Origin of the sequence: Bacillus cereus group sp. BfR-BA-01523 (assembly GCF_022662615.1) — a bacterium.
Lineage (GTDB): Bacteria > Bacillota > Bacilli > Bacillales > Bacillaceae_G > Bacillus_A > Bacillus_A mycoides.
Genome location: NZ_JAKUDX010000003.1, coordinates 145,521 through 170,834 on the forward strand (window position 1 = coordinate 145,521; position 25,314 = coordinate 170,834).

Consider the following 25,314-nt stretch of genomic DNA (forward strand, 5'->3'; position numbering starts at 1 on the left):
TGTTATGTAAGCTGCTCGTATTATACCAAAATTTCATATAGATTGGAAAAAGGGAGCTTGTGTATTTACAAGCTCCCATACATGTCTTATCGAATTTCTTTAATACGTGCTTTTTTACCGCGAAGGTTACGTAAGTAGTATAACTTAGCACGACGTACTTTACCACGGCGAAGTACTTCGATGTTCGCGATTCTTGGCGTGTGAACTGGGAATGTACGCTCAACACCTACACCGTAAGAAATCTTACGAACTGTGAATGTTTCACTGATTCCGCCACCACGACGTTTAATTACAACACCTTCGAAAAGCTGAATTCTTTCACGAGTTCCCTCAACTACTTTTACGTGTACACGTAAAGTGTCTCCAGGACGGAATGAAGGAAGGTCAGTTTTCAATTGGCCTTTTGTGATTTCTGTGATTAATTGTTGCATATTAAATTCTCTCCTTTAAACAGATGCTCTTATAAAGTCTTATTAAATTACAGCGGAACATCGTTAATACGGCTACTGATTTCAGTAGCACAAATGTTATAATAGCATATTGCTAGGACTGTTGCAATAGAAAATATATCAAGCCCTTATCGGTCTTCTTTAATCTGTTCCAGCCATTTCTCTTCTTGCTTAGATAATTCTCGTTCTTCCAGTAAATCCGGTCTACGTGTGTATGTACGACGTAGTGACTCTTTATGGCGCCATTCATCAATGTTTTTATGATTTCCTGACATTAGTACATCCGGTACCTTCATACCACGAAAATCAGCAGGACGTGTATAATGTGGGTGTTCTAACAAACCTGTGCTAAAAGAGTCTTCCACTTGTGACGTTTGATTCCCAAGCACTCCTGGCAAAAGACGTACAACACTGTCAGTGACTACCATAGAAGCCAATTCTCCACCCGTTAATACGTAATCCCCAATAGAAATCTCATCTGTTACAAGATGCTCACGAATTCGTTCATCGTATCCTTCATAATGGCCACATACAAAAATAACATGCTCTTCTCCAGCAAGCTCTTCTGCCTTCTTCTGCGTGAAACGCTCTCCTTGTGGACACATTAAGACGATTCTCGGCTTACGGTCTGTTTCCTTCGTTAACTCTTCTACTGCGTCAAAGATAGGCTGTGGGGTTAATACCATACCAGCGCCCCCACCATACGGATAATCATCTACACTATTATGCTTACTAGTTGTATACTCACGAAAATTGACAACACGAAGCTCTACCGCTTCTTTTTCTTGTGCTTTCTTTAAAATTGAAGAACCAAATACACCCGTAAACATATCTGGAAACAATGTTAAAATGTCAATTTTCATTATAGTAGCCCTTCCATTACATGAATGGTTACTAATTTATTTTCAATGTTAACTTGAAGTACAACGTCATCAATATAAGGAATTAACAAATCTTGACCCTTTGGACGTTTAATCACCCAAACGTCATTCGCACCAGGAGATAGAATCTCTTTGATTGTCCCTAACGCTTCTCCTTCTTCCGTTACAACGTTGCAACCAATAATTTCATGGTAGTAGTATTCACCTTCAGCTAGTTCGCCTAACTGCTCTTCTGGTACTTTTATTAAAGAACCTTTTAACTTCTCTACTTCATCTACATTGTTGTATCCTTCAAGTGTTAATAAATCAAATGTCTTATGTTGACGATGAGAAGTTACCTTCACTGTAAGATAGTCTGTACCTTTCTCATCCCATATGTATAACGTGTTCCCTACTTTATATCGCTCTTCTGGAAAATCAGTACGAGAAATAACACGAATTTCTCCTTTTACGCCATGAGTATTTACAATTTTCCCTACATTAAACCATTTTGTCATAAATAGTATGTCACCCCTGGTTTCTATATAAATTAAGCATTTCCATTTTATATATGGACCATGCAATTTCTCTTTAAATGTTAAAAAAGGGAGAGGAAATAACTCCTCGCCCTTTTTACGTTTATTGAATTTCCAGTGTGACGTTCTCATCATTATGATGTCCCACTGAATACAAGAGCATTCTAATCGCTTTCGCAACTTTCCCTTGCTTTCCAATGACTTTTCCAACATCCTCAGGATGTACAGTTAATCGATACTTTATTTCTCCGTTGCAAAGTTCCTGTGTAACTTTTACATCTCCAGGATGATCCACAAGAGGTTTAACAATTGTCTCGACTAACATCTTCATTGTCATTGCCTCAATTACTTACCTTGTTTAGATAAGTGGAATTTCTCCATGATACCTTGGTTAGAGAAAAGGTTACGAACTGTATCAGATGGTTTAGCACCATTTCCTAACCATTTTAATGCTGCTTCTTCGTTGATCTTAACTTCCGCTGGTTGAGCAACCGGATTGTAAGTACCGATTTCCTCAATGAAACGTCCGTCACGAGGAGAACGAGAATCTGCAACAACTACACGATAGAAAGGAGTTTTTTTAGCTCCCATACGTTTTAAACGAATTTTAACTGCCATTTATAAAGCACCTCCGAATTTATTTCACACAGATAATTATATTAGCAAAAAGACTATTGCTTTGTAAAGTATTTTTTCTTAACAGAGCCATCTTTTTTCCTTACATGAATGGAAACTTCAATCCACCTAGTCCTTTTTTCTTACCTTTTTGCATTCCCGTCATCGTCTTCATCATTTTTTTCATATCATCAAATTGCTTGATTAGACGATTGATTTCTTGTACCGTTGTACCGCTACCTTTGGCAATGCGCTTTTTACGACTAGCATTGATTATTTCCGGTTGTTCTCGTTCTACTTTAGTCATAGAACGAATAATTGCCTCAATATGCCCAATTTGTTTTTCATCAACTTGTGCATTTTTCAGCCCTTTAATTTTATTTGCACCAGGAAGCATTCCTAACAATTCGTCAAGCGGTCCAAGTTGACGCACTTGTCCAAGTTGTTCTAGGAAATCGTCAAGCGTAAACGAAAGCGTACGCATTTTTTGCTCAAGTTCTTTTGCTTTCTCTTCATCAACTGTAGCTTGCGCTTTTTCAATTAATGTTAAGACGTCGCCCATCCCTAAAATACGGGATGCCATACGTTCTGGATGGAACGCTTCAATTGCATCTAGTTTTTCACCCATACCAGCGAATTTAATTGGTGTATTTGTTACAGCCTTAATAGATAATGCCGCACCACCGCGCGTATCACCATCTAATTTCGTTAATACAACACCTGTTAATCCTAACTGTTCATGGAAACTTTGTGCTACATTTACCGCGTCTTGTCCTGTCATCGCATCGACAACAAGGAAAATTTCATCCGGTTTCGCAACTTCTTTGACTTTCGCTAATTCACCCATTAGTTCTTCATCAATATGCAGGCGACCCGCTGTATCGATTAAAACGTAATCGTGATGATCTTCTTTTGCTTTCGCAATCGCTTGTTTCGCAATTTCAACCGGACTTACTTGATCTCCTAAGGAGAAAACAGGCATGTCCAATTGCTTCCCTAATGTTTCAAGCTGTTTAATCGCTGCTGGACGGTAAATATCCGCTGCAACAAGCATCGGTTTACGATTATGCTTTTTACGAAGCAAATTTGCAAGCTTACCTGTCGTCGTTGTTTTACCCGCACCTTGCAGACCAACCATCATTATAACAGTAGGTGGCTTATTAGCAACAGCAATTTTGCTTTGCTCCCCGCCCATAAGTTCTGTAAGTTCTTCCTGTACGATTTTAATTACTTGTTGTCCAGGTGTCAAACTTTTCATTACATCTTGTCCGACAGCACGCTCAGACACACGCTTTATAAAATCTTTTACTACTTTAAAGTTAACATCCGCTTCTAAAAGAGCTAGACGAACTTCTCTCATCATTTCTTTTACATCGGCTTCAGAAACTTTTCCTTTGCCGCGGATTTTTTGCATTGTCTGTTGAAGTCGGTCGGCTAATCCTTCAAATGCCATATTGCCGCCCTCCTAATCTAATTTTTCGATAGCTTCAACAACTTGTTTCATTTCTTCATTCACATGCTCTTCTTCGCTGAGTAGCTGTTTTAGCTTTGCAACAAGTCGCTGTCGCTCTTGAAACTTTTGAAGTAATACTAATTTATCTTCATATTCTTCAAGCATCGCTTCAGTCCGTTTAATGTTATCATACACGGCTTGGCGACTTACATCAAATTCTTCCGCAATTTCACCAAGAGATAAATCATCTAGATAATAAAGCGACATATAACTTCTTTGTTTTTGCGTTAACAACGATTGATAAAAATCAAATAAATAGTTCATTCTCGTTGTTTTCTCGAGCATGTTGGATCATCCTTTGTTAAGTGATTTCCCTTTACATGACTTAGTTTACATGGAGTATAAAAGAGTGTCAAGTTTTTTTCTTAACATCACATATTTTTATAAAAAAAGAAGCGGAAATACCACTTCTTTCACTTACACTTCTTCTGTTTCTACTACGTTCGCAAACAAACCATAAACATATTGTTCTGGATCAAACTGTTGCAGATCATCCATTTGCTCTCCTAGCCCAACAAATTTCACCGGAACATCCATTTCGTTACGAATCGCTAAGACGATACCACCTTTAGCAGTTCCATCTAACTTCGTTAAAACAATACCAGTAACATTCGTTGCTTCACGGAATGTTTTCGCTTGGCTTAAACCATTTTGCCCTGTTGTTGCATCAATAACAAGTAATACTTCATGAGGAGCTCCTGGTACTTCACGCTCAATTACACGCTTCACTTTCTCTAACTCATTCATTAAGTTTACTTTATTTTGTAAGCGTCCCGCTGTATCACATAGCAATACATCCACTTTACGGGCCTTTGCCGCTTGTACAGCATCATACATAACAGCCGCTGGATCAGATCCTGATCCTTGCTTAATTACTTCTACACCAACACGATCGCCCCATACTTCTAATTGCTCAATCGCCCCAGCACGGAATGTATCTCCTGCCGCCAATAGGACAGACTTACCTTCTGATTTAAATTTATGTGCAAGCTTACCAATCGTCGTCGTTTTCCCCACACCATTCACACCAACAAATAAAACTACTGTTAATTGATCCTCTTGTATATTAACTTCATTACTAAAATCGCTGTCACCTTTGTAAATGCCCACTAGCTTTTCAGAAATAACAGCCTGTACTTCTTTCGGATCTTGAATGTTACGACGTTGCACTTCTTCTTTCAACTGATCAATTAATTCCATCACTGTCGAAACTCCGACATCCGCACTAATTAAAATTTCTTCTAATTCTTCAAAGAAATCTTCGTCTATTTTGCGGTAACGGTACACTAAGTCATTTACTTTATCAGCAAATGAATTTCTCGTTTTTTCTAATCCTTGTTTAAACTTCTCTGTTACCGTATCCGTTTGTTTTGAAATTTTTTCTTTTAATTTTTTTAAAAAGCTCATACTTCCCATCCTTCCTATCTACTTGCAACAAGTTCTTCGCCATCATCTAAACGAACAGAAACAAGCTTCGACACCCCTGATTCTTGCATTGTTACACCGTACAATACATCAGACTCTTCCATTGTACCTTTTCGGTGTGTAATTACAATAAACTGCGTTTCATCACTAAATTTCTTTAAATACTGCGCAAAACGAGCAACGTTTGCCTCATCAAGAGCTGCTTCCACTTCATCTAGAACACAGAATGGAACGGGGCGTACTTTTAAAATACCAAATAAGAGCGCAATTGCCGTTAAAGCACGCTCTCCCCCTGAAAGTAAACCTAAATTTTGTAGTTTCTTCCCTGGTGGTTGCGCTACAATATCAATACCCGTATTTAGTAAATCTTCTGGGTTTGTCATTACTAAATCCGCTCTACCCCCCCCGAATAATTCAGAGAATACAGATTGAAACTCTGTTCGAATCCCTTCGAACGTAGTAGAAAAGCGTTTTTTCATCTCTTCATCCATTTCCGTAATCAGTTGATGCAATGTCGATTTCGCTTCTTCTAGGTCATCTCTTTGCTCTAATAAGAATGTATGGCGCTCTGCTACACGTTCATACTCATCAATTGCCCCTAAATTTACTGCGCCTAACTCTTCAATGGATAGTTTAATTAGTTTCACCTTTTTACGTGCATCTTCTGCAGGCATCATCATTGTATACTTAAGTTTTGCTGCTTCAAATGAAATAGTATATGTTTCACGTAAATGTTGCAATCTATTTTCCAGCTCTACATCAAGTCGGTTAATTTTCACTTCTTGATCTTTCAGCATCTCAAGAATATATTTATGTTTACCTATTGTTTCTTTCACACCGCGCTCTAAATGCTCGACTCTTTCTTGCAATGATACGCGTTGTTCACGACGAGAACGAATTAACTCCGAAGTTTGATTACGATCATACGCTTTCTTCTCAATCATATTCGTAATTTGTTCTTCGCCACTTGAATTAGATGTCATCTCTTGCTTTAAGAACGCTAAATCTTCTTTCGTTTTTACAAGCGTCGCATCAGTCTCTTCTTTTTCCTTCGTCAATCGTTCGACTTTTTCTTTTTGATTAGACAAACGTTGTTGTTGTTCAGCAGCTTGTACTTTTAGCTCCGTCATTTCCTTCTGAACTTTTTCTTTTGAAGAATATTGTTCACTTTTTTGTTTCGTTAAAACGACGATTTTGCTATCTAATTCCCCAATCTCAGCTTGAAGAGTCGCTAAAATCTTTTCTAACTCTTCTTTGCGCCCTTGCATTTTTACTTGATCTTGTAAAAATCCCTCAATCTCTAAATCGTAAATCGATAAACGATCATTAATACGATGTTCATCTAATTCTAAACGATTAATTTCTTCTCTTAGCTTCTGTTCATCTACACGTTCGGTCTCTACACCTTGGCGTAACTCTCGTATTTGTACTTCTTTTTCTTGAATCTCTTGCTTTACTGCTTTAACAAAGTTTTCTAGCTTCGTTGTTTTTTCTTCCATGTCAGTTAGTTTTTTAGTCCACTCTTCAAGTTCACGTTGACGTCCCAATAAAGAGGATTTCGCCTGTTTTACAGCTCCACCCGTCATAGAACCACCCGGGTTCACTACGTCACCTTCGAGTGTTACAATACGATAGCGGTATTGCAGTTGTTTCGCTAACTCATTTGCTCCGCGTAAATCTTTCGCAACAACAACTGTACCTAATAAACTTGAAACTACATTCTCATATTTATTATTGTACTGCACAAGTTCTGCCGCTACACCGACAAACGATGGATGCTGATTCACAATGCGTAATTGATCAAATGATAGCGATCGACTTTTAATAACAGCTTGAGGTAAAAACGTTGCACGGCCATGTTTATTTTGCTTTAAAAATGCAATTGCATTACGAGCATGCTCTTCTGTTTGTACTACGATATGTTGCATCGCTGCCCCAAGGGCGATTTCCATTGCGATTTCATATTCTTTCGGCACAGTCAGAAGTTCTGCAACAGCTCCCTCAATACCTTGTAGTCTATTTTCTCTAGCCTTTAATACTTCACGTACCCCTTGATAGAAGCCAGAGTAGTCCTCTTGCATCTCTTCTAACATTTCTTTACGAGAGCGCGCCTGTTGCACAAATTGATACGCTTGATACAGTTTCGTTTCATTTTCACTATACTGTGACTTACATTTCCCAAGTGCCGTTTCTGTCTTCTGTATGTTAGAAATAATGCCAGCTATTTTCTCTCTCGCTTGCTCATAACTGTCTACAAGTTTCGCCTTTTTCGCTGTAATTTCCACACGCATCTGTACATACTTTTCATTTTCTTCATCAAGTCGTTCGTTTTTAGAGTTTTGCTGTTTTGATTGTTCTTCAATCATAGATAATTCATTACGAAGACTTGCTTGTTGATTTAAAAGTTCAATATAGTCACCTTTTAAATTCTCAATTTGTTCCTCTAAATTCTCAGCAAAAGTCGCAAGTAATTGCTCGTTATCATGCAATTTCTTCTCCAATTCTTTTACTTGATTCACAAATTGCATTAAAGCTTCTGTACTTGTTTCAATTTCGCCATCATAACTTGTAGTTTTCTCTGTTAACTCAACAATTAGCTTTTCAAGCTGCGCACAATGTGTCGTTGCATTTTGCTTTCTTTCCTTTAACAGCTCGCGTTGCCCTTCTAGTTTTTCTAGTTCTTTACTAGACAGAAGTAGAACTTCTTGTAAGGAATTTACAGATTCATCAACGGCTTGTAATTGCCCGCGTAATTCCTCAAGCTCTTCTTCACTTTTTTGTAAGTTCGCCGACATTTTAGCTTCTCCATCTTTATTATGCCCAAATTGATTTCGAAGCGCTTCCCACTTTTCATGTAATTCTTCAATTTCATGTACAATAAGCGCAGCTTCTACTTTCTCTAATTCTTCTTTTTTCTCAAGATAATCTTTCGCAATAGAAGCTTGTCTTTCTAGTGGTTCTACTTGACTACTTAATTCGTGAATAATATCTTGTACACGATTTAAGTTTTCTTGTGTTTCCGCCAATTTCCCTTCAGCTTTCTTTTTACGAAGTTTATATTTCAGCACACCCGCAGCTTCTTCAAATACACCACGACGTTCTTCTGATTTACTACTCAAAATCTCTTCGACTTTCCCCTGGCTAATAATCGAAAAAGCTTCCCTTCCCATACCAGAGTCCATAAATAAATCAATAATATCTTTTAATCTACAAGATTGTTTATTAATATAAAAATCACTATCACCCGAACGAGATACACGACGCGTTACACACACCTCGTTATACTCAATCGGTAAGCGTTGGTCTTCATTATTTAAAGTTAATGTAACTTCAGCAACATTAACCGCTCTTCTCGTATCACTGCCGGCAAAAATAATATCCTCCATCTTTGCACCGCGTAATGACTTTGCAGATTGTTCACCAAGTACCCAGCGAATTGCATCAGTAATATTACTTTTCCCGCTCCCGTTAGGTCCTACTACAGAAGTTACACCTGGAACAAAATCGACAGATACACGCTCAGCAAAAGACTTAAATCCTGCTATTTCTAATCTTTTTAAAAACACGAAAGGCCTTCCTCCTATTCTCCGTTGTTGTAAACGTTGTCTGTACGAAAACAAACTACTATACGGATTTCCCACTCCTTTTATTTATAAATAAAAGAAAAGTTTCATTCTATGCATAAGGAATCCCCCTCATTCAAAGGGGGATTCCTCATGATTGTTCTTTTAATTTTTTCAATGCTTCTGCAGCAGCTTGTTGCTCTGCCTCTTTTTTTGACTTACCACTTCCAAGACCTAATGCCTCATTATTTAAAGTTACACGGGACACAAATTCTCGGTTGTGGGCCGGTCCTTTTTCTTGCAAAATTTGATACTCAACATTGCCACTACCATCACGCTGAATCAATTCTTGCAATTGACTCTTATAATCCATCACATGAGAAAAAGCACCTTCATTAATTTTTGGATATACAACTTCTTTTAAGTATCCCCAAACTGTTTCTAGCCCTTGATCAAGATAAAGGGCACCAATAAACGCTTCAAAGACATCCGCTAATAAAGCTGGTCGTTCACGTCCACCCGTCATTTCCTCACCTTTCCCTAATAAAACAAGGCTACCAAATGACATTTCGTTTGCAAAACGAACAAGAGATGGCTCACATACAATAGCTGCACGTAGTTTTGTTAACTCTCCTTCGCTCATTGTCGGATATTTTTGAAACAGATACTGTGATACAGTGAGTTCCAATACAGCATCGCCAAGAAACTCAAGACGCTCATTGTCCTCATGCGGTTTTTTTCGATGCTCATTCACATACGATGAATGCGTAAACGCTTGAATCAATAATTTTTCATCTGTAAACGTAATACCTATCTCTTCTTGAAATACTTTAAAAGCTTCACGATATTTTGCTTCGTATTTTTTTTCTCTATGTTTTCGGTACGGCATAGGTCCCTCCAGATATAAGCCGAGAAGCCCCGTTAAAAAACGGGACTTCACTTAAGCATTATAGATGACTCTCTATGTAAGTCACAGCATCGCCAACAGTAGCAATCTTTTCAGCATCTTCATCAGAAATTTCCATTTCGAATTCATCTTCTAATTGCATTACAAGTTCTACTACATCTAGGGAGTCTGCGCCTAAATCTTCTTTGAAGCTTGCAGCTGGTACTACTTCAGTTTCTTCTACTCCTAAACGATCAACGACAATTTTGGTTACACGCTCTAAAACATCTGCCATTCTATTCACCTCCCCTCAAATATTATATAAAATATTGTCCAAAAAAACTAGGTGAAATCGATTCTTTTATTACATTACCATACCGCCATCAACATTTAACGTTTGACCTGTAACATATTTACTTTGATCAGAAGCAAAAAACGTTACAGTATTTGCGATATCTTGTGCTTCTCCAAACTGAGCTGCAGGAATTAATTTTAACATTTCGGCTTTTATATTTTCATCTAATACATCCGTCATATCAGTTGCAATAAACCCTGGAGCAATTGCATTTACAGTAATATTTCGGCTCGCTAATTCTTTTGCTGATGTTTTTGTTAATCCAATTACACCAGCTTTAGCAGCAACATAATTTGCTTGTCCTGGGTTTCCTGTTACACCAACAACAGAAGCGATATTAATAATACGTCCATGACGTTGACGCATCATATAGCGCGATACTGCTTTCGTACATAAGAAAACACCTTTTAAGTTTGTATTAATAACTGTATCCCATTCTTCTTCTTTCATACGCATTAATAAATTATCTTTTGTTACACCAGCGTTATTTACAAGAATATCAAATTGTCCAAACGTATCTACAGTTTGTTTCACCATTGCAGTAACATCATCAGCATTTGCAACATCTGCTCTTACTGCAATGGCATCTGAACCTAATTTCTTTATTTCATCAACTACTTCATTCGCCTTTTGCTCATTACCAGCATAATTTACTACAACATTTGCCCCTTGTTTCGCTAAATCAATAGCAATCGCACGACCAATCCCACGTGAAGCACCAGTTACTAATGCTACTTTCCCTTTTAACATCAGCTTTCTCCTCTCAAATTTGAAATGGTATCTTTTAATGTCTCTTCATCATATACCGCATATGCTTTCACTGAAGAATCAATCGACTTCATAAGACCAGCAAGTACTTTTCCAGGTCCGATTTCAATAAATGTATCTACCCCTTGATTCACCATATACTCAATAGATGGGTACCATAATACAGGCGAATAGAGCTGTTCAATTAGCTTTGCTTGAATATCTGTACCACTCGTAATAACATCTGCCGTAACATTTGCAATAACAGGAATATTCGTGTCTTGAATTGTAATTTCATTTAAAACACTTTGGAATTTCTCAGCAGCTGGTTTCATAAGCGAGGAATGAAACGGTCCACTTACTTTGAGCGGAATTGCTCTTTTAGCACCATTTTCTTTCGCTCTTTGAGAAGCAAGCTCTACTCCTTGCTTTGTTCCAGAAATAACAATTTGCTTCGTACTATTCATATTAGCAATTTGTACTGCATATCCTTCACTTGTTACTTCTTCTGTAACTCGTTTCAGCATATCCGGATCCGCACCTAAAATAGCTGCCATTGCACCTTCCCCGCCTGGAACAGCTTCTTCCATATATTCCCCGCGTTTCCTTACAGCATATACAGCGTCTTCGAATGTTAACGCACCAGCAGCTACAAGAGCGCTATATTCACCTAAACTATGTCCTGCGACAAAATTAGGTGTAATATCATACTCCTTCAAAGCTGTTAAAATTGCAAAGCTCGTTGTTAATAGTGCCGGCTGCGCATTTGTTGTTAATGTTAACTTTTCTTGCGGTCCTTCAAAAATCACTTCTGAAAGAGAATCATGCAAAACCTCATCCGCTTTTGCAAACACTTTCGCAACCTCTTTATTATTCTCCGCTAACTGTCTACCCATTCCAACTGCCTGTGAACCTTGGCCCGGAAAAAGAAATGCTATTTTTCCCATTTCAAATCCTCCTCTTATTGAAGCGGCTCCTTCTCCATTACACTTGAAATTGTAGGAATTACTTCTTTCGCTACCATTTCTCTCGTTTGACGAATCGCACTAAATATCGATTGGTCATTAGAAGAACCGTGAGCCTTAATGACAGGAGCTTTCAATCCAAACAACGCCGCTCCCCCATACTCCGAATAATCCATTTTATCTTTCAATACCATAAGTTTTGGTTTTAATACCGCTGCTGCTAATTTGCTCGTAAACGAACTCATTAATTGTTCTTTTAACATAGAGAATAACGCAAGTGCTGTTCCTTCTAATGATTTTAGCGCTACATTACCCGTAAAACCATCACATACAACAACATCTGCTACACCTTGCAATAAATCTCTTGATTCAACGTTTCCAACGAAATTAATTGGTGCATCCTTGAGCATAGCAAAGACTTGTTTTGAAAGCTCGTTTCCTTTACCATCCTCTGTTCCAACGTTTAAAAGTCCAACGCGTGGATTTTTAATTCCTCTTACCTTCTCTGCGTAAACAGAGCCCATTACTGCATATTGATATAAATGAATTGGTTTTGCATCAACGTTGGCTCCAACATCTAACATAACAAAACCTTCTCCATCAACAGTTGGCATTGTAGGTGATAAAGCTGGTCGTTCAATTCCTTCCATACGACCAACAACAAACAATCCAGCTGCCATCAAAGCTCCTGTACTACCTGCTGATATACAAGCATCCGCTACGCCGTCTTTTACTTGCTGCGCCGCTAGTACCATTGAAGCTTGTTTTTTTCGACGAACCGCTCTTACTGGTTCGTCTGTCGATTCAATTTTTTCGTCCGTATGAAGTATAGTAATTCGCTCTTCACTCGTTAAATATTGACGAATTCCCTCTTCTTTCCCTACTAACGTAATATGTAAATCTGAGTATTCCTTAATAGCTTTCATTGCTCCTAATACTACAGCCTTTGGTGCATGATCGCCGCCCATTGCATCTATTGCGATTTTCATAAGTTGTTACCTTCCTCACTATAATTACTAGATCGATACATTTCAAAAGTGCCTGTAAAGACAAGTTCTTCTCCAACAAAACTACGCACTTTGACAACCGTCCGTCCTTTATCATTCTCTACATCTTCAACACGTACTTTTGCAACAACACGCTCTCCTAATTTTACAGGACGAATATATCGAATGGTGGACTTTGCAGTTAAAGCTAATTCTTCATCAATAACCGCAACAGCTAGTGAGTTTGCTTGTGCAAACAAATGATGCCCACGAGCAATTTGATTTCTTTTAAATACATGTTCTACCTTTACTTCAAAGATAGAAATCGCATGTCTATCTAATTCTATATCAATAATTTCTCCGACAACCTCTTCTAACGGTAAAGATTTCACGTCTTCTTCATGTTGTTTTGTAGCCACATGCTTAATTCGTTCTCTTAATTCAGGAATAGATAATTCCATACGATCAAGACGAACAGTTTGTATGCTCACTTGAAATTTTTCCGCTAAATCTTCATCCGTTATAAAAGGATTCGTTTCTATTGTTTGTTGTAATAATTCTTGTCTTTCTTTTTTACTTCTTCTTTTTTTCATACCGCACCATCCATTTTTATGACTAGGTACTAAAAGTAGTATATAATCATTAAAAGTAGAATGCAACAAAAACTTTTGCAGACTACTTTTAATCGAGCTTCTCTCCCTGGAACACACCTGTGCCATCAAGATAAGTACGCAGCGAAGCATACTGATCATTATGCCAAAACGCTTCTGAATCAACTAGTATCGCTGCATCTTGTCTTGCTGTTTCTAACGCCCGATAATCATGTACCATATCAGCAACCTTAAATTCTGGTAGACCACTTTGCTTACTTCCAAAGAAATCCCCAGGACCTCGTAACTCTAAATCTTTTTCTGACAATACAAATCCATCATTTGTTTCAGTCATAATGCGCATTCTTTCTTTTCCCGTTTCTGATTTCGGGTCCGCAATTAATAAACAATATGATTGTTCACTACCACGCCCAACACGCCCCCTTAGCTGATGGAGCTGTGATAAACCGAAACGTTCCGCGTCATAAATAACCATAACAGTCGCATTTGGTACATTCACGCCTACTTCAACAACTGTTGTCGACACAAGAATTTGCACTTTATTTTCACTAAACTGTCCCATTATCTCTTCTTTTTCTTGAGATGATAGTCTCCCATGCATTAATCCAACTTGGCATTTCCCTTGATAATGATGAGTCAGCATACTATGTAAGTCGATAGCATTTTGTACATCAAGCTTCTCAGACTCTTCAATAAGAGGGCAAATAACATATGCCTGTCTTCCTTTTTTTATCTCTTTCTCCACAAAGCCAAGGACACGATCTAACATATCATGTTTTGCCCAGTACGTTTCGATTACCTTTCTACCAGCTGGCATTTCGTCGATAATAGAAACGTCCATCTCTCCAAATGCAGTGATAGCTAACGTACGCGGGATTGGGGTCGCCGTCATAAACAATACATCTGGACTTTCACCTTTCTCACGTAAAACCCGGCGCTGCGCCACACCAAATCGATGCTGTTCATCGGTAATAACGAGACCTAACCTATGAAATATAACTTCGTCTTGAATTAAAGCGTGCGTTCCAACAAGGATGTCTACTTCTCCCTGTTCTAATCTCGACAAAATTTCTCGACGTCTCGCACCTTTAACAGAACTTGTTAGCAATTCAACCTTCATACCGAAATGTGAAAACGTCTCCGCGAGCGACTGATAATGTTGCTCGGCTAAAATTTCTGTAGGAACCATCAAAGCACCTTGATAATGAGCCAATTTCGCCGCATAAAGAGCAATCGCAGCAACAACTGTTTTCCCAGAACCTACATCCCCTTGCAATAATCGATTCATTCGGTACGGAGATATCATATCTTTCATTATTTCATCTACAACCCGGCGTTGTGCACCAGTTAATGGAAACGGAAGCGCATCAGTAAACTCTTGCAATTCTACTAATGAAATTTCCTTTTTCGTCCCTTTCGAGTTTTCCCTTTCCATTTTCCGTAATGTTTGCATTTTCAACTGAAACAAGAAAAACTCCTCATATACAAAACGGCGACGCGCTTGCTTTAAGTCTTCCTGTCCCACTGGAAAATGTAACCCTCTGAGCGCTTCATAGCGTGATAATAATTTATATCGACTTAACAAACCATCTGGTAACACTTCGACTATAGAATCTCCATACTCCTTAAATGCTTGTGCAACAAACCGGCGCATCTGTTTTACTGTCAGTTTTCCTTTCACTGAATATACAGGTTCTACTTCTTGTTGTCGTACAACCGGTCCAAAATTCAGTTCTGATACAGCAATTGTTTGGCGATGCTGATCCCATTTACCAGTAATCGTTACCGTTTCATCTAAATTTAACTTTTGTTTATAGTATGGTCTATTAAAACATACAGCTGTAATTAAATAACGACCGACGAGAACACGAACTGTAAGACGTGACTTCTTCTTCCCATAATATTGCAGTAAAGGAGCACTATGAACTTTCCCCTCAACCGTTACACGCTCGTCATGCTTTACTTCAGCAAGATCTTTCATCGCATAGTCTTCATAGCGGTACGGAAAATGTTCTAATAGATGAGAAACTGTATAAATTCCCATCTCGTGTAACAACTCAGATGTTTCTCCTCCGATTCCCTTTACATCCGTAACAGGAACTTGTACAACTTCATTCAAGATTCTCACGCTCCGTCACATTATTTTCTTTGATTCATTCTATTGATTATCCATTATTATCATTGACATCTGTAATCGCTCTCTTTCACCTTATATATTCTATCATAGGCATTCTAAGAGAAACTACTCTAATCCCTCTATATAAAGTGAAACTATAATCAGTGGGCGCTTACGGGCAGTTAATCTCCCACTTAACTTCTTTGCTCCAGCCGAATATAGGGGGTGGAAGTTTTACTGCCCACAAATAGCGGGATAAAACAAAGTTGTACAATACGTAAGAAAAGAGCCTCACTATTAGCAGCAAGGCTCTTTTCTATCATCAATATGCTAGCCTTTTGAATAAAAACTAGTAATAAACTTCATATCACTATTTCTTATCCATTAGCAAGTAAGTAACCCATTTATTTTCAAATCGAATCTTTTCTTATTCTACAGAGAAGATGAAAGAATACACCGGTTGGTTCCCTGCATGTACTTCTACTTCTGCATCTTCAAAGTTCTCTTCTACAAACGCAACTAATTTAGCCACTTCTTCATCTGTTGCATCTTCACCTTGTAGAATCGTTACGATTTCAGAATCTTCATCAATTAGCGCTTCTAGTAATTGCTTTGCAGCTCCTACTTTCTCAGCATTTGTAGATACAATTTTCCCATCTGCAATACACATGAAATCATCTTTTTGAATCGCTACACCGTCAATTTCCGTATCACGAACAGCATACGTAATCTGACCTGTTTTCACATGAGCTAAAGCTTCTTTCATATTTTCTTCATTCTCTTCTAGCGTTCCAACTGGATTAAATGCTAACATTGCAGCCATACCTTGAGGAACTGTTTTTGAACGAATAACAATAACTTCTTGTTCTACAACTGACGCTGCTTGTTCTGCTGCCATCACGATATTCCCATTATTTGGTAAGATGATGATTTTTTCAGCATTCGCCTCTTCAATCGCCTTCACAATATCCTCCGTACTCGGATTCATCGTTTGGCCACCTTCGATAACTTTCGTTGCACCAATGCTCTCAAATAGAGTTTTAATACCCGATCCCATAGCTACAGTTACAATACCATACGGTTGTTTCTCTATTGGCTGATTCGTTTGTTCAGGTACCATGCTAGGTTCATCTAATAAAGCAGTATGCTGTTCACGCATATTTTCTACTTTAATCTTAATTAGACTACCGTAACGTTGTCCATAGTTCATAGGATCTCCAGGATGTTCCGCATGAATATGAACCTTTACAACCTCATCATCCGATACAACAAGTAGTGAATCTCCGTACACACTAATATCTTCACGGAATTTTTGTTCAGAGAAATTATGTTCCTTCATTTTTCCAGGCTCTAATTTCACCATGAACTCCGTACAATATCCATACTTAATATCTTCTGTACTCAATTGGCTTTGTACACTACGGTGATGTTCTGCACGTACCATGTCATTCATAGATGGTTGGGCAGGCATATCAGAAGAAATCGTTTCTCCTTTTAAGTCAGCTAAAAATCCTTCATATACAACAACAAGACCTTTACCACCGCTATCTACAACGCCAACTTGTTTTAATACAGGTAATAAATCTGGCGTACGATTTAACGATGCGTTTGCTTCTTTTACAACGTCTTCCATAAACAAAACAAAGTCGCGCTGTTTTTTCGCAACTGTCACTGCATATTTACCCGTTTCTCTTGCAACCGTTAAAATCGTTCCTTCAATTGGTTTCATAACCGCTTTGTAAGCTGCCTCTACTCCAGCTTCTAAAGCTGCAGCAAAATCAACTGTCGTTAATTCTTCTTTTTGTTCAATGGATTTAGAGAAACCACGGAATAACTGAGATAAAATAACCCCAGAGTTACCACGAGCTCCCATTAATAATCCTTTGGCTAAACTTACACCGACTTTACCAGCATGCTGCGAAGGATTTGCTTTCACTTCACGTGCGCCTGAAGTCATTGATAAGTTCATGTTTGTACCGGTATCGCCATCTGGAACTGGGAATACGTTTAATGCATCAACAAGCTGAACATTATTTGTTAAATTATTGGCTCCTTGAATGATCATTTGTGATAAACGTTTTCCATCAATTTTTTGAATTGACACAGATTTTCCTCCTTAATGCACATTACAAGTTTATTACTTTAACTCCTTGTACGTAGATGTTTACAGAATCTACTGCTAGTCCTACAGTTTGATCTAATGTATATTTCACTTTAGTCTGCACGTTATGTGCTACTTCTGAAATTTTCGTACCATAGCTCACAATAATATACATATCAATATGTACTTCATCTTCATTTTTACGAACAATAACGCCTCTAGTGAAGTTTTCTTTTCGTAAAATTTCTGTTAATCCATCTTTTAACTGATTTTTTGATGCCATACCTACGATACCGTAGCAATCTACTGCGGCACCTCCAGCAATTGTTGCAATTACATCTGTACTAATATCAATTTGACCGTACTTCGTTTTAATTTCAATTGACATCTCGTTTCCCCCTTCATAAATGGTGAAAGTGAGCTAGACTACTTTAGTTACTATCATATAATCTTTTTAAAGAAAATTCCATCGTTCTTTCTTTTTCACTCTCATATTTTATGTTTTAAATTACATTTTTTTATGATGAGCAAAATAGTCCATTGTTATTATACAACATGTACCACTATAATATGTCAAGCAATTTTTCTTGATTTCACCTTTTCTTCATTGACATATAGTGTCAAGTATTTTTTCTTGATTTCTTTTTCCTACGGTGTTGCATTCTCTTTTTAGTTGTGTTAAATTATAGTAGTGTTTTTAGCATCGCATAAAAGACTAATATTGAAAAATTACGTATGTTACGGTAGTTAAGGGAGGGAAATATAAATGGCTCGTGTTTGTGCTATCACTGGAAGAAAAGCTCGTTCTGGTAACTCTCGTTCTCACGCAATGAACGCTACAAAACGTAAATGGGGCGCTAACCTTCAAAAAGTTCGCGTACGCATCGACGGAAAAGTTCAACGTGTTTACGTTTCTGCTAGAGCATTAAAATCTGGCAAAATCGAACGTGTTTAATAATAAAAAAAAGAGCCGCTAGGCTCTTTTTTTATTATACCATTGGAAAAAGCACCGGTAATAGGTGCTTTTTTTAGTCTTTTTTGAAGGTATTTAACATCGCACGAACAATTCCACCAAGAAATTTAGGTAACTTAATTGTATAAAATCTCATGGTTTCCCTCCTAATCCCCATTACTCCACTTGTTCACTATATGATGCAAGGAGCAAAATTGTTTCTTCAATCAGTGCTTCTTATCATCATTAATATGCCAGAAGTGAATGAAAAAGTACCTTTTTCCTCAACGAGTTCATTACTAATACAAAGTGTCGATCCCCACTCTATTGTTTTATTAGTAAGGGGATACTTAAAACCGTGAAGTGTAATACCTTCTACCCTTTCAGTAACTGGTACAAATGATACGTATGGAAAATGTTCGTTTCCTTCAATTATATACATACCAAACTTTTTCACCATTATTTCATTTTTATTGTCCACAATACACATTTCTATATTTACTTCTAATCCCTTTAAAAGCATCTGAATATTTGCTAAACCATGATCAAGTCTTCCACCAGTAGCACCAAAAATACGAATTAATTTTGGTTTCTGTTCTAAAGCCCAGCTAATTGCAATTTCTAAATCTGTTTGATCTTTTTCTCGCGGGACGATATGTAATTCATTTGTTTGTTGCCTCATCCATGCTAATTCCTCATCAGTAACTGAATCATAATCCCCAAACGCAACAGCCGGAGTGATTCCTCTTTTCAACAAACGGTACACTCCTCTATCAACGGCCGCCCAAACTACTTCTTCATTTTCATACCGCGAAAAATCTGCGCAGTATTCTGCAGGTCCTCCCGCTAAAATATGAATAATCATTTTTCCTTCCCCTTCTATTGTAAAAAGGCAATCTGCCATTCGGTAGATTGCCTTTCTCCTTATTTGCCACTCTAACATGTATAAATAGTGAAGTCTTAATGAACTAGAAGCTTCACTAGGATAAAGGTTCGTTCATTCTTTATCCGCGAATTACACGAATTGCTTCACCGCGGTCTTTTTGATTGTATACTGCTGATCCCGCTACAAGAACATTCGCTCCTGCTTCAATACAAAGTCTTGCCGTTTCAGCATTGACACCACCATCAACTTCAATTTCCACTTCTAGATTTCGCTCTTTAACCATTTCTGCAACTTGTTTGATTTTCGGTAATACAGAATGAATAAACTTCTGCCCGCCAAATCCAGGATTTACTGTCATAAGTAATACCATGTCTATATCTTCTAATACATGCTCAATCGTTGAAACTGGAGTATGCGGATTTAATACAACCCCTGCTTTAATGTCATGAGATTTAATTAACTGAATTGTACGATGTAAATGAGGACACGCTTCTACATGAACAGTAATAATATCCGCTCCCGCTTTTGCGAAAGTTGGGATATAGTTATCAGGATTTTCAATCATTAAATGTACATCTAACGGTAATGATGTAATAGGACGGATTGCTTCTACAATTAATGGTCCAATCGTAATATTTGGTACGAAATGCCCATCCATTACATCGACGTGAATGTAGTCAGCTCCGCCTTTTTCTACATCTTTAATCTCTTCCCCTAATCTTGAAAAATCTGCTGATAAAATCGATGGTGCAATTTTAATCATGACTAATACCTCGGCTTTCTCTCTCTAATTTCTTCTACGAATTGTTTGTAATTCTTATAACGATATTCGGTAATCTTTCCTTCTTCAACCGCAGCTTTCACCGCACATTTCGGTTCAGCAAGGTGTGTACACCCTCTAAATTTACAGTATTGGCTCGCTTCTTTCAACTCTGGAAAACAATATGTAAGATCTTCTACCTCTATATCTATGAAATCAAGCGAACTAAAACCAGGTGTATCCGCAACAAGTCCGCTTCCAACTGTAATTAATTCTACGTGTCTTGTCGTATGCTTTCCACGTCCTAAATGTGAAGAAATATCATTAGTTTTCAATTCTAAATCTGGACGTAATACGTTTAGCATTGAAGATTTCCCAACACCAGATTGGCCTGCAACGACGGAAATACAACCTTCTAAGAATGGTTTCAGAATATCAATACTTTCCGATGTATTTATAGAAGTAAACAACACATCGTAACCCATTTCACGATAATCATTTGCATAAGATTCAACAGTTTCTCTCATTTTTTCATCTACTAAATCCATCTTACTAATACAAATAATTGGTTTAATGTTATGATATTCAATTAATACTAAAAATCGATCTAACAGTCCTGGATTAAAATCTGGTTCTACCGCAGAGAAAACAAGAATAGCTTGATCAACATTAGCAATAGGAGGTCTAACAAGTTCATTTTTCCGATCAAATACTTCTAACACATAACCTTCATTCGGATTATCCGCTTGAAAAACAACTTGGTCTCCTACAAGTGGCGTAATTTTATTCTTTCTAAATACACCACGCCCACGACATTGTGTAATCCCTTCCTCATTCTGCACATAATAAAACCCACTTAGAGCTTTTACAATTTTTCCTTCTGGCATATAATTCTCCTTTATTTTGTATAAAATGAAACTGCAATTAAATATGAATAGACTAGCGTTCTGTAAACAATTAGTTCAAAGCCCACCAAATATATATCCAGGTTCATATATTTAATCTACCATCAAATTTGAAATATTATTTACAACAGTATCACTTTTACAGCTTTTTGAATCATATATTTTTGCCTGTTATACAAGTCCACGATGTAGACAGCATAACAGGCAAGAGTAATAAATTCCATCTTCTATATAAGGACGATGGAATTCACTATTATTGAGCTGGATATGGTACTTCCTTGTCCATAATCGTTACTCCATCTCGGACAATTTTATAGTGTCCCTTTGCACCTTCTTGAATTACAAATTCTAAAGAAATAATCGCTGACTCAGTAATTGTTCTCGTTTCAACTGGTTTATCCATTTTTTGCTGCATATCTTCTTTATAAATTTCTATTGTTTGCGGCTTTTTCTCACCTGTTGCAGAAGCTTCATATGGGATAGAAATGTTATCCACTTTTACCGTTTTCGTCACTTTAGGCTTCGGACCATCGGAGATAACAATCGATACTTTATCTCCTTCTTTTAAAGGTGTCCCAGGCTTTGGTAACTGTGAAATAACAAGACCTTTATCAACCTTATCTGAATACTCTCTTTGTATATCAGAAACAAGCTTTCTTTCATTTAAATAACCTTTTACACTATTTTCAGTCCATCCTGAAAAATCACCTGGTCTTATTTGATAAGGTCCTTTACTTACCCAAATTTTCAGCTCTTGTTCTGTCTCTATAACCATTTGATCAGGCGTTGGTATTTGCTCTACAATTTCACCTTTCGGCTTATCATTTTCAATATAATTTATTGTAACTTGTTTATATTCTTCTTCTAACTCAGCTCTTATACTCTCGAAATCTTTTCCTGTCAAATCACGCATCTTACTTTTCTTTTTCCCACCTGATTGATAGATAGTAATTTTAGAGTTTTCTTTCACTACTCTTCCTGCTATAGGATCTGTTTTTATCACTTTTCCGGCTTCAACATCATCTGTATATACAAGATTAGGTTCAGTAACTTCAAAACCTTTTTCAACTAATGTATTTACAGCTGTCGTATATTTCATACCAGCCACATCAGGAACCTTCACATCTTTCGGAATAAAGAAGCCTGGAATAACAGTAAGTGCTAATGTTATCCCTATCGCTAAAAGTAAAAATGTTGTAATTAAAACTTTCAGCCATTTATTATTTCGCTTTTTCTTCTTACCTGATTTGGTCTCTTCTTTTCTTACTTGTTCATCCACTTTACTTCCTTTTAATACAATCGTTTCATCACTTACATTTTGAAATAGTTGTTCTTGTTGAATAATTGGAATCGCTTTCGTTGCTTCCATATCTTCTGGTATGTAAAATGGTTGTTCATTTATTCGTTCTGGGTATAGTGCTGTTTCAATATCTCGTTTCATCGCGTTAGCAGATTGATATCGATGGAACGGATCTTTCGCAGTTGCCTTTAATATAATATTTTCAACACTTTGTGGAATATTGTCATTCCATCTTTTTGGAGATGGCATTTCATTTTGTAAATGTTTTAACGCAATTGCAACAGCAGATTCACCAGAAAACGGTTGTCTTCCTGTTAACAATTCAAACATAACAATCCCAAGTGAATAAATATCTGATTGTTTATTCGCTATACCGCCGCGCGCTTGTTCTGGTGATAAATAATGCACCGAACCGAGCACCGAATTTGTATGTGTAATTGTTGCTGCACTTGTAGCTGTCGCAATTCCAAAGTCTGTTACTTTGACCACTCCGTCATCTCGAATCAAAATATTGTGCGGTTTAATATCACGATGTACAATCTCAAAATGATGGGCGTGTGCCATAGCGGACGTTAACTGCTCCATTATATCAAGAGCCTCTCCTATCGGTAACATCCCTCGATCAATTATGTATTGCTTCAATGTTCGTCCAGGTACATATTCCATTACAAGATAATATATATCATCCTCTTCCCCAACATCATACATATTCACAATATTTGGATGCGACAACGTTGTAACAGATTGCGCTTCTCGATGGAAACGTTTAATAAACTCTTCATTATTTGAATAGTCGAGTCTTAAAATTTTTACCGCTACATCTCGGCCGAGTATATCATCATGAGCTAAATATACATTGGCCATTCCTCCACCGCCAATCATTTTCAGCAGCTTATAACGGTCATTTAAGCGTTTTCCAATCAGCACGTTGCACTTCACCTACTTTCGTTTGTCGAATCCGTATAATCAATAATAACGAGGGTAATATTATCTTCTCCACCACGATCATTTGCTAATTGAATGAGATGCTCTCCCTTCGCCTCGAGCTGTTCATTCAATTGTAAAATTTGTTGCATATCAGCAATAGAAACTTTGTTAGACAATCCATCCGAGCAAAGAAGTAATTGATCATCTTCTTCAAGCACCAATGTTTTAACATCTAATCCAACTGTTTCTTCATTTCCTAATGCTCTTAACAAAACATTCTTTTTCGGGTGATATTCTGCATCTTCCTTTGAAATTTCGCCATGTCTCACAAGTTCATTTACAAGCGAATGATCTTCCGTTACAAGCGTCATTTTCCCCTCTGATACCATATAACACCGACTATCTCCTATATGACCTATCGTCACAAAATTCGATGTACAAATGGCTATTATAAGTGTTGTTCCCATGCCATTACATTCTGCATGCTGCTTAGAGTAAGCATATATGCGCTCATTAATAATTCCAACGTTAGTATGTAACCACTTTTCTACCTTTTTAGGCTCATTCATATTATGCGTTTGCTTCCAATAATCATGGAATAATTGAATAGCCATCGAGCTAGCTACATCGCCAGCTCGATGACCTCCCATTCCATCTGCTACTACCGCTAAAATATTTCCATCTAAATTGCGAAAAACTCCTGCACTATCTTCATTATGTTGACGAACTTTTCCTTTATCCGATAGAAACACGGCTTTCATCTAGTCACCTCGTCTCTTCTTTGCGCTCCTTTGCACGCAACTGACCGCAGGCTGCATCAATATCATGACCTTGTTCACGGCGAATGGTTACATTCACTCCACGATCTTTTAGCGTCTTTTCAAATAAGAAAATTTGCTCTCGTGGCGTACGTACATAATCACGTTCTGGCACGTAGTTTACCGGAATTAAGTTTACATGACATTTTACACCTTTTAAGAGCGCAGCAAGTTCTTCAGCGTGCTCAACTTGGTCATTTTCTCCTCCAAATAAGCCATATTCAAATGTAATACGACGCCCTGTTCTATTTACATAGTATTTAACAGCTTCCATTAAATCAGGTAGCTTATAAGCACGGTTGATCGGCATTAATTTTGAACGTATCTCTGTATTTGCAGCATGCAATGAAATCGCAAAATTAATTTGCATATCTTCTTCAGCGAACTTATAAATTTTTGGAACAATTCCACTTGTTGAAACTGTCATATGTCTTGCACCAATATGAATTCCTTTTTCATGATTTACAATGCGTAAGAATGACATTAAGTTATCATAATTATCAAATGGTTCTCCAATTCCCATAACAACAAGAGAACTTACACGTTCTTCTGTTTCATCAAGCGCACGCTGAACTTCTACTACTTGCGCTACAATTTCTCCAGCCTCTAAGTTTCGTTTTAACCCACCAAGTGTAGAAGCACAGAACGTACAGCCAATGCGGCAACCCACCTGTGTTGTTACACAAATGGAATTTCCATATTCATGTCGCATTAGTACAGTTTCAATAGAGTATCCATCGTATAACTGGAATAGGAATTTAATCGTTCCATCCGAAGACGTTTGTTTTACTAAAGTGTTTAAAGTAGTAATATCAAAGGAATTCGACAATTTATCGCGCAATCCTTTAGCAAGGTTTGACATATCCTCATAATTTTTTACACGTTTTTTATATAGCCAATCAAAAATTTGTCCTGCACGGAACTTAGGTTCTCCTTGTTCCTTTAACCAATCTTGCATTTCATGAAGTTGTAAAGAATAAATTGATGGTTTCTTTGTTTCTAGATTTTTCTTTTGTTTTTTTACAGTCGTTTCCATGA

At 37.4% G+C, this 25,314-nt stretch carries 26 protein-coding genes; 1 reads left to right on the forward strand and 25 read right to left on the reverse strand.

Going from position 1 to position 25,314, the window contains the following annotated elements:
• Positions 1-86: 86 nt before the first annotated feature.
• The 18 genes from rplS to MR066_RS09095 all read right to left on the reverse strand — a co-directional run bounded on the left by rplS (position 87) and on the right by MR066_RS09095 (position 18,116).
• Positions 87-431, reverse strand: a complete 345-nt coding sequence (gene rplS, locus MR066_RS09010; RefSeq protein ID WP_002014524.1) for a 50S ribosomal protein L19 — start codon at positions 429-431, stop codon at positions 87-89.
• A 146-nt stretch (positions 432-577) separates the two neighbouring features.
• Complete coding sequence (gene trmD, locus MR066_RS09015) at positions 578-1,312, reverse strand: tRNA (guanosine(37)-N1)-methyltransferase TrmD (protein ID WP_002014522.1); 735 nt, start codon at positions 1,310-1,312, stop codon at positions 578-580.
• The gene (rimM, locus tag MR066_RS09020) at positions 1,312-1,827 is read right to left on the reverse strand and encodes a ribosome maturation factor RimM (protein ID WP_002014521.1); all 516 of its coding nucleotides are present in this window, start codon (positions 1,825-1,827) and stop codon (positions 1,312-1,314) included. Before rimM ends, trmD begins: the two co-directional genes overlap by 1 nt.
• Before the next feature lie 121 nt (positions 1,828-1,948).
• Entirely contained in the window at positions 1,949-2,176 is a 228-nt protein-coding gene (locus MR066_RS09025; protein WP_002088196.1) for a KH domain-containing protein, read from the reverse strand.
• Between the two features lie 14 nt (positions 2,177-2,190).
• Complete coding sequence (rpsP, locus tag MR066_RS09030; RefSeq protein WP_000268750.1) at positions 2,191-2,463, reverse strand: 30S ribosomal protein S16; 273 nt, start codon at positions 2,461-2,463, stop codon at positions 2,191-2,193.
• Between the two features lie 100 nt (positions 2,464-2,563).
• Positions 2,564-3,913 (reverse strand): signal recognition particle protein, encoded by a 1,350-nt coding sequence (ffh, locus tag MR066_RS09035; RefSeq protein WP_002014519.1) that lies wholly within the window; start codon positions 3,911-3,913, stop codon positions 2,564-2,566.
• Positions 3,914-3,925: 12 nt separating this feature from the next.
• Complete coding sequence (locus tag MR066_RS09040; RefSeq protein WP_002033794.1) at positions 3,926-4,258, reverse strand: putative DNA-binding protein; 333 nt, start codon at positions 4,256-4,258, stop codon at positions 3,926-3,928.
• A 132-nt stretch (positions 4,259-4,390) separates the two neighbouring features.
• Positions 4,391-5,380, reverse strand: coding sequence for a signal recognition particle-docking protein FtsY (gene ftsY, locus MR066_RS09045; protein WP_002088200.1), 990 nt, complete (start codon positions 5,378-5,380; stop codon positions 4,391-4,393).
• 14 nt (positions 5,381-5,394) lie between these two features.
• Positions 5,395-8,964 (reverse strand): chromosome segregation protein SMC, encoded by a 3,570-nt coding sequence (gene smc / locus MR066_RS09050; protein ID WP_242246888.1) that lies wholly within the window; start codon positions 8,962-8,964, stop codon positions 5,395-5,397.
• Between the two features lie 148 nt (positions 8,965-9,112).
• A complete protein-coding gene (gene rncS, locus MR066_RS09055) occupies positions 9,113-9,850 on the reverse strand; it encodes a ribonuclease III (RefSeq protein ID WP_002033792.1) in 738 nt (245 codons plus the stop codon).
• Between the two features lie 58 nt (positions 9,851-9,908).
• Positions 9,909-10,142: an acyl carrier protein gene (gene acpP / locus MR066_RS09060; protein WP_002014515.1), complete on the reverse strand. Its 234-nt coding sequence runs from the start codon at positions 10,140-10,142 to the stop codon at positions 9,909-9,911.
• A 69-nt stretch (positions 10,143-10,211) separates the two neighbouring features.
• Positions 10,212-10,952 (reverse strand): 3-oxoacyl-[acyl-carrier-protein] reductase, encoded by a 741-nt coding sequence (fabG, locus tag MR066_RS09065; protein WP_242246890.1) that lies wholly within the window; start codon positions 10,950-10,952, stop codon positions 10,212-10,214.
• Positions 10,952-11,896, reverse strand: coding sequence for an ACP S-malonyltransferase (gene fabD, locus MR066_RS09070; RefSeq protein WP_242246892.1), 945 nt, complete (start codon positions 11,894-11,896; stop codon positions 10,952-10,954). The genes fabG and fabD overlap by 1 nt, the downstream gene beginning before the upstream one ends.
• 14 nt (positions 11,897-11,910) lie before the next feature.
• Entirely contained in the window at positions 11,911-12,903 is a 993-nt protein-coding gene (plsX, locus tag MR066_RS09075) for a phosphate acyltransferase PlsX (protein ID WP_002128828.1), read from the reverse strand.
• Positions 12,900-13,493: a transcription factor FapR gene (gene fapR, locus MR066_RS09080; protein WP_000747354.1), complete on the reverse strand. Its 594-nt coding sequence runs from the start codon at positions 13,491-13,493 to the stop codon at positions 12,900-12,902. The genes plsX and fapR overlap by 4 nt, the downstream gene beginning before the upstream one ends.
• A gap of 88 nt (positions 13,494-13,581) precedes the next feature.
• On the reverse strand, positions 13,582-15,630 hold the full coding sequence (gene recG, locus MR066_RS09085; protein WP_002014510.1) for an ATP-dependent DNA helicase RecG: 2,049 nt from the start codon (positions 15,628-15,630) through the stop codon (positions 13,582-13,584).
• A 424-nt stretch (positions 15,631-16,054) separates the two neighbouring features.
• Complete coding sequence (locus MR066_RS09090; protein WP_002014508.1) at positions 16,055-17,731, reverse strand: DAK2 domain-containing protein; 1,677 nt, start codon at positions 17,729-17,731, stop codon at positions 16,055-16,057.
• 22 nt (positions 17,732-17,753) lie between these two features.
• Positions 17,754-18,116, reverse strand: a complete 363-nt coding sequence (locus MR066_RS09095) for an Asp23/Gls24 family envelope stress response protein (protein WP_002014507.1) — start codon at positions 18,114-18,116, stop codon at positions 17,754-17,756.
• 378 nt (positions 18,117-18,494) lie between these two features.
• Between MR066_RS09095 and rpmB the strand changes: the two genes are divergently transcribed.
• Positions 18,495-18,683 carry a 50S ribosomal protein L28 gene (rpmB, locus tag MR066_RS09100; protein WP_000124776.1) on the forward strand — a complete coding sequence of 63 codons (189 nt, stop codon included), beginning with the start codon at positions 18,495-18,497 and terminating at the stop codon, positions 18,681-18,683.
• Positions 18,684-18,756: 73 nt separating this feature from the next.
• On the opposite strand, the gene spoVM is transcribed toward rpmB, so the two are convergent.
• The 7 genes from spoVM to rlmN all read right to left on the reverse strand — a co-directional run bounded on the left by spoVM (position 18,757) and on the right by rlmN (position 25,312).
• Entirely contained in the window at positions 18,757-18,837 is an 81-nt protein-coding gene (gene spoVM / locus MR066_RS09105; protein WP_001213599.1) for a stage V sporulation protein SpoVM, read from the reverse strand.
• 66 nt (positions 18,838-18,903) lie between these two features.
• Positions 18,904-19,584 carry a thiamine diphosphokinase gene (locus tag MR066_RS09110; protein ID WP_002014506.1) on the reverse strand — a complete coding sequence of 227 codons (681 nt, stop codon included), beginning with the start codon at positions 19,582-19,584 and terminating at the stop codon, positions 18,904-18,906.
• Between the two features lie 100 nt (positions 19,585-19,684).
• On the reverse strand, positions 19,685-20,329 hold the full coding sequence (rpe, locus tag MR066_RS09115; protein ID WP_002014505.1) for a ribulose-phosphate 3-epimerase: 645 nt from the start codon (positions 20,327-20,329) through the stop codon (positions 19,685-19,687).
• Positions 20,330-20,331: 2 nt separating this feature from the next.
• Positions 20,332-21,213, reverse strand: a complete 882-nt coding sequence (rsgA, locus tag MR066_RS09120; RefSeq protein ID WP_002014503.1) for a ribosome small subunit-dependent GTPase A — start codon at positions 21,211-21,213, stop codon at positions 20,332-20,334.
• 271 nt (positions 21,214-21,484) lie between these two features.
• Positions 21,485-23,458 carry a Stk1 family PASTA domain-containing Ser/Thr kinase gene (pknB, locus tag MR066_RS09125; protein ID WP_002142922.1) on the reverse strand — a complete coding sequence of 658 codons (1,974 nt, stop codon included), beginning with the start codon at positions 23,456-23,458 and terminating at the stop codon, positions 21,485-21,487.
• Positions 23,459-23,466: 8 nt separating this feature from the next.
• Positions 23,467-24,219, reverse strand: coding sequence for a Stp1/IreP family PP2C-type Ser/Thr phosphatase (locus MR066_RS09130; protein WP_002014501.1), 753 nt, complete (start codon positions 24,217-24,219; stop codon positions 23,467-23,469).
• A gap of 4 nt (positions 24,220-24,223) precedes the next feature.
• Positions 24,224-25,312, reverse strand: coding sequence for a dual-specificity RNA methyltransferase RlmN (gene rlmN, locus MR066_RS09135; RefSeq protein WP_002014500.1), 1,089 nt, complete (start codon positions 25,310-25,312; stop codon positions 24,224-24,226).
• Positions 25,313-25,314: the final 2 nt, after the last annotated feature.